Annotated in this window: 4 protein-coding genes; 3 read left to right on the top strand and 1 reads right to left on the bottom strand. The window is 36.2% G+C overall.

The genetic code is table 11. From position 1 onward, the window contains the following. The first annotated feature begins 774 nt into the window (after positions 1 to 774). Complete coding sequence (locus BTV99_RS12385; RefSeq protein WP_256713789.1) at positions 775 to 1,314, top strand: hypothetical protein; 540 nt, start codon at positions 775 to 777, stop codon at positions 1,312 to 1,314. Here BTV99_RS12385 and BTV99_RS12380 read toward each other — a convergent pair. After that, positions 1,301 to 1,858, bottom strand: a complete 558-nt coding sequence (locus tag BTV99_RS12380) for a hypothetical protein (RefSeq protein ID WP_075102666.1) — start codon at positions 1,856 to 1,858, stop codon at positions 1,301 to 1,303. The genes BTV99_RS12385 and BTV99_RS12380 overlap by 14 nt on opposite strands. Positions 1,859 to 2,021: 163 nt before the next feature. Here BTV99_RS12380 and BTV99_RS12375 point away from each other — a divergent pair, with 163 nt between their 5' ends. Then, a complete protein-coding gene (locus tag BTV99_RS12375) occupies positions 2,022 to 2,696 on the top strand; it encodes a recombinase family protein (protein WP_075102665.1) in 675 nt (224 codons plus the stop codon). A 537-nt stretch (positions 2,697 to 3,233) separates the two neighbouring features. Beyond that, entirely contained in the window at positions 3,234 to 3,581 is a 348-nt protein-coding gene (locus tag BTV99_RS12370) for a hypothetical protein (protein ID WP_075102664.1), read from the top strand. Positions 3,582 to 4,060: the final 479 nt, after the last annotated feature.

Below are 4,060 nucleotides of genomic sequence, written 5' to 3'. Positions count from 1 at the left end.
GCCCTTGCTAGCATTAGAAAGCGTATAGCGGTTAAGAGCGTGTCTAGGCGGTGCTATCAGCCGTAATCTTAACAAGGTCAGCTTGATACAGTGATGACCTCCTAATGACGATACTGCCGATTGACGGGTAATATCTCAAGGGTAACAACACTAAAGGATTTGCAGATTTCTATCTGTGAGTGCTTTAGGGTGAGTGTTGCCTAAAACTCCTCAACCTCAATCTGGATAATCGGAACAAATGAGTTAGTTTTATGATACTAATTATTAATTTATAGCTATCACATTTACTGGTTTAATTACTAGAGTCTAGCTAACTAAATTGTAACAGCTATTGAATACCCGTAAGGTAGTATGTCATAATATTAATGATTTTAGTGATTCATCCCTTTAATTTTCTTAACGGGGACAAGTTTTAGCTCAATACTTACTTAAAAACACTTCAATATTTATCCCTCAGTATTTGTACTCTTATCTAGCTCTATCCCTTAATATATAACAGTTATAACTACTTCTTACTTGTTAAATGAACATAATAAGTATGTACTTTGTTGTGCTGATTTTATCGCATGTTATATAGATATCTAATACAGCAGTACCTAAAGAGCAGAAGTAGAGGGGAGTCTGTCACTACTCTAAGTCACATTAATAATAACTAAAAAAGAAAATCGGGGTGGTTTAATGGCAAAGAAAGATACGATGACTATCAAGATGGTTTCCAATGGGAGATCCTACGAGATAGAAAAAACTAAGTATGAAAGGCTAGAAGGAGTATTCATGCATGCTAAAGAGAATATGACATCTCCTTGCATGTTCCACCTTGTTAGCCACATACATGAGCCAGAAGTATTTAGGGTAACGAAAGAAGATTTTATCAAATCCTTTAAGAGTGCATTAAAACGACAGTACAGACCATTGAATCAGTTATGTCCTGATACGGTTATTGCCTATTCTATTGAGTTTAAACATACAACTCAAAAAGAGATAAATGGTGACTCAGGTGCATACAAAGTTGGTAAGTCTGTATGGCAAAAAACAGATAATAAACTACCTTTCCTTCATGTTCATTTTTATGTAATAGCTGATTGTAGAAAGACCATACCTCAATCATTCCCAAAATATGCCAGAGCAGCATTGGATGAGTTACAAGGATTAAGAGCAGCTAGGTACTTCAAATCTATAAATGGTGATATATACAAAAGGTTAAATGATGATTGTGATGATGCCTTCTCAAGATTCTTGTATATAGGAAAGGTAGAGCAGAAATCACCTGAGATACCATATCGTAATAGCTTTGGTTCTTCTAAGGTTGTTTAGCTATAAAATCATCTTTATCAATTAGAAATAGATTTTTTTCTACCTTTTCTCTGTTTCTTTTAAAGCTTTTATCAGTTATTGAATACACACTCTCTTTCAGCGGCGTATATCCTTGAATGTTATGCGTCTCTTCTCCTATGAGACCGATGTAAGGCGTATTCGTATAATTTGAGCTGTAATAAGTAATATAGGTTCGGATTTTTAGCTTGACTTTACCTGCGTCAAAACCGTTTATTTTGTCGTATGTTGTCTTTTTATGCTCTGCTACAGTAGCATTCCGTTCATTATTTAGGTCTACTAGCGCTCTAGCTATTGATTGAGATGAGTTATAAAAATTAGCTTCACTAACGAATGGCTGTTCATTACCAGAAAGGTCTACCCAAACAATATCAATACTAACCATTTCAGCAAAAACTTTTCCTAAATCAAATGTCCCAGTATCAGTTTTTATTATTGTTTTTGGTTCATATTTAAGATAAAAAGCAGAAGCTGCAACTGAAATTATTATTGAAAAACATAATGCTAATACTTGCCAAGTTTTCATTATCTACTATTCCATTTATATAAGCATTTCTAAAAATCCTCGTAGTCTAACTGAAAATAACTATCCATATCTATAGATAAAAAAGAGCTGGCTAGTATCTATTCACTAGTATCTCATCTATAATGACCTAACACTAAATGAACGTTACAGATTTGGGTCAATTATGAAATACGTTATCTACTACAGAGTATCAACAGCTAAACAAGGTGTTTCAGGTCTAGGACTAGAAGCACAGAAGCAACAAGTGGGAGCCTATTTAGCTCAAAGACAAGGTGTTGAGGTAGTATCTGAATACGTTGAGATTGATAGTGGTAAGAAAATCACTCGTATTGAATTAGCTAAAGCAGTAGCAGACGCAAAGAAAAACAAAGCAGTGCTATTGGTTGCTAAGTTAGACAGAGTAGCTAGAAATGTCAGATTCTTTCTTGAGCTACTAGATCAGATTCAGATTGAATTTACTGACTTACCTAACTTAGCAAGTGGTACAAGTGATTCAAGATTAGTACTAACCCAGTTAAGTGCCTTTGCTGAGTGGGAAGCCAGTAAGATCAGTGAGAGAACTAAAGCAGCACTACAAGCTAAGAAACTACGTGGTGAGCCTATGGGTGTGATGGGTAAGGTTAATATCAAAGCCACTAACAACAAACGTAAAGAGCTAGCAGACCAATTTGCTAAAGAGATAGCACCTATGTTGTCATCATTATCAAAACAGATGAGCCAACGTAACTTAGTTGTCTATTTGAATCAGCAAGGTGTTAAGTCACCAACAGGTAAGCAATGGGGATTAAGTAGTTTGCAGAATGTATTAACCCGTATCAAAACACTTCAAGTGAGCTAATACCTGAGATATTTTAAATATAACCCCTATCCTTTTATTGGCTCTGATTAGCTATGTTGAACAGTGACAGAGCCAGTGATTAACTTTGATGATGAGCTAATTCGTGTAACCACACTGTTATGAGGATGTGTCATGAATGAGATGGTTTAATAGTTAGGGTGCAGACTCATACAGAAGCCTTGTTGTGTATGGCTTTTAAGTTGATGGGGTGTTGCTGTTATAGTTTGAAATCACAATCAAGTTTTTATCTACTTAAATAATCATAAAACCCAGTAAACACAAGGAATACAGAGATAGCACCTTACAACAGGTTAAGCATGGCAAAGATATACAGTCATTATTTTCTATTGGAATAATTCCATTTAGTTTATCAATACACTCTCAGACGCTCTCAGACGCTCTCAGACGCTCTCAGACGCTCTCAGACGCTTTTTATTTTGTTTTAGCTACCTACACACCAAAACTATGTTTAAAGCCCAAATTAGTGCTATAATGAGCCTTCTGGGAAGGGTTTTTAATAAAGGTGGAGGGTTCAATATGAGTGATGCAGCAGAGAGCGAAGATAAAGACCAAGAATTCACGATCTATGGGTCAATTGGTGTAGCGATTTTCTTGATTATTGCGGGATTGGTTTACTTGATTCCAAATACATTTCCCGAGGGCTTTCTTTACGTAGTCGCAGGGGTGTTGATTGTTATAGTTACTATTGCTAATGCCTTCAAAGGTATTGCTTATGATGGGCTAAGCATACTATTTGCTGTGGTTTCTATTGTGATAGGAGTTAACAAGATCGTAGATGTTGAGATCAGGTATTTACCAATTATATTAATCGTGATTGGATTTGTTGCTCTTCTTAACAACATAAAAAAACTTAGGTATCAGTGACTTAAAGATTAATACACTAGCACTGATTTGTAGATAACAAAAAATCCCACTCAATACTTGACGTACTGGTGGGATTTGTCGTTTAATTAGATCAACGGTTACAGCGTGTTGGGGAACATACTGTAACGACCAAATAAGCATTCACAGTGCGTTATTTGACCAGCATAAAGCCCGTTATGGCTCTATTCTAATTCAAATCAACAAAACTATTCAAGTTTAATCGTTTATTAATCGTTACTCAAAATCCTCAATAATAAGTAACTGTTCCCTCGCAATGGGTGGCAGGCCTCAGTGACGACTGCATTGTGTGGGTGACAGTAAGCTCTCGACAGGGGGTTCTAGACATATTGAGCAACGCAATGAGTGGTTATATTGTCTTTCGAAGCGGTACATTGGGTGTATGCCCTTGCTAGCATTAGAAAGCGTATAGCGGTTAAGAGCGTGTCTAGGCGGTGCTATCAGCCGTAATCTTAACAAGG

Origin of the sequence: Psychrobacter sp. Rd 27.2 (genome assembly GCF_001921755.1) — a bacterium.
Classification (GTDB): Bacteria; Pseudomonadota; Gammaproteobacteria; order Pseudomonadales; family Moraxellaceae; genus Psychrobacter; species Psychrobacter celer.
Note: the sequence above shows the minus strand (reverse complement) of the source record. Positions and strands in the feature narration are given on the sequence as shown.

What these genes read in the sequence shown, in the direction of transcription:
- BTV99_RS12375 (WP_075102665.1), top strand. Translation starts at nt 2,022, where the DNA reads ATGAAATACGTTATCTACTACAGAGTATCAACAGCTAAACAAGGTGTT.
- BTV99_RS12385 (WP_256713789.1), top strand. Translation starts at nt 775, where the DNA reads ATGCATGCTAAAGAGAATATGACATCTCCTTGCATGTTCCACCTTGTT.
- BTV99_RS12380 (WP_075102666.1), bottom strand. Translation starts at nt 1,858, where the DNA reads ATGAAAACTTGGCAAGTATTAGCATTATGTTTTTCAATAATAATTTCA.
- BTV99_RS12370 (WP_075102664.1), top strand. Translation starts at nt 3,234, where the DNA reads ATGAGTGATGCAGCAGAGAGCGAAGATAAAGACCAAGAATTCACGATC.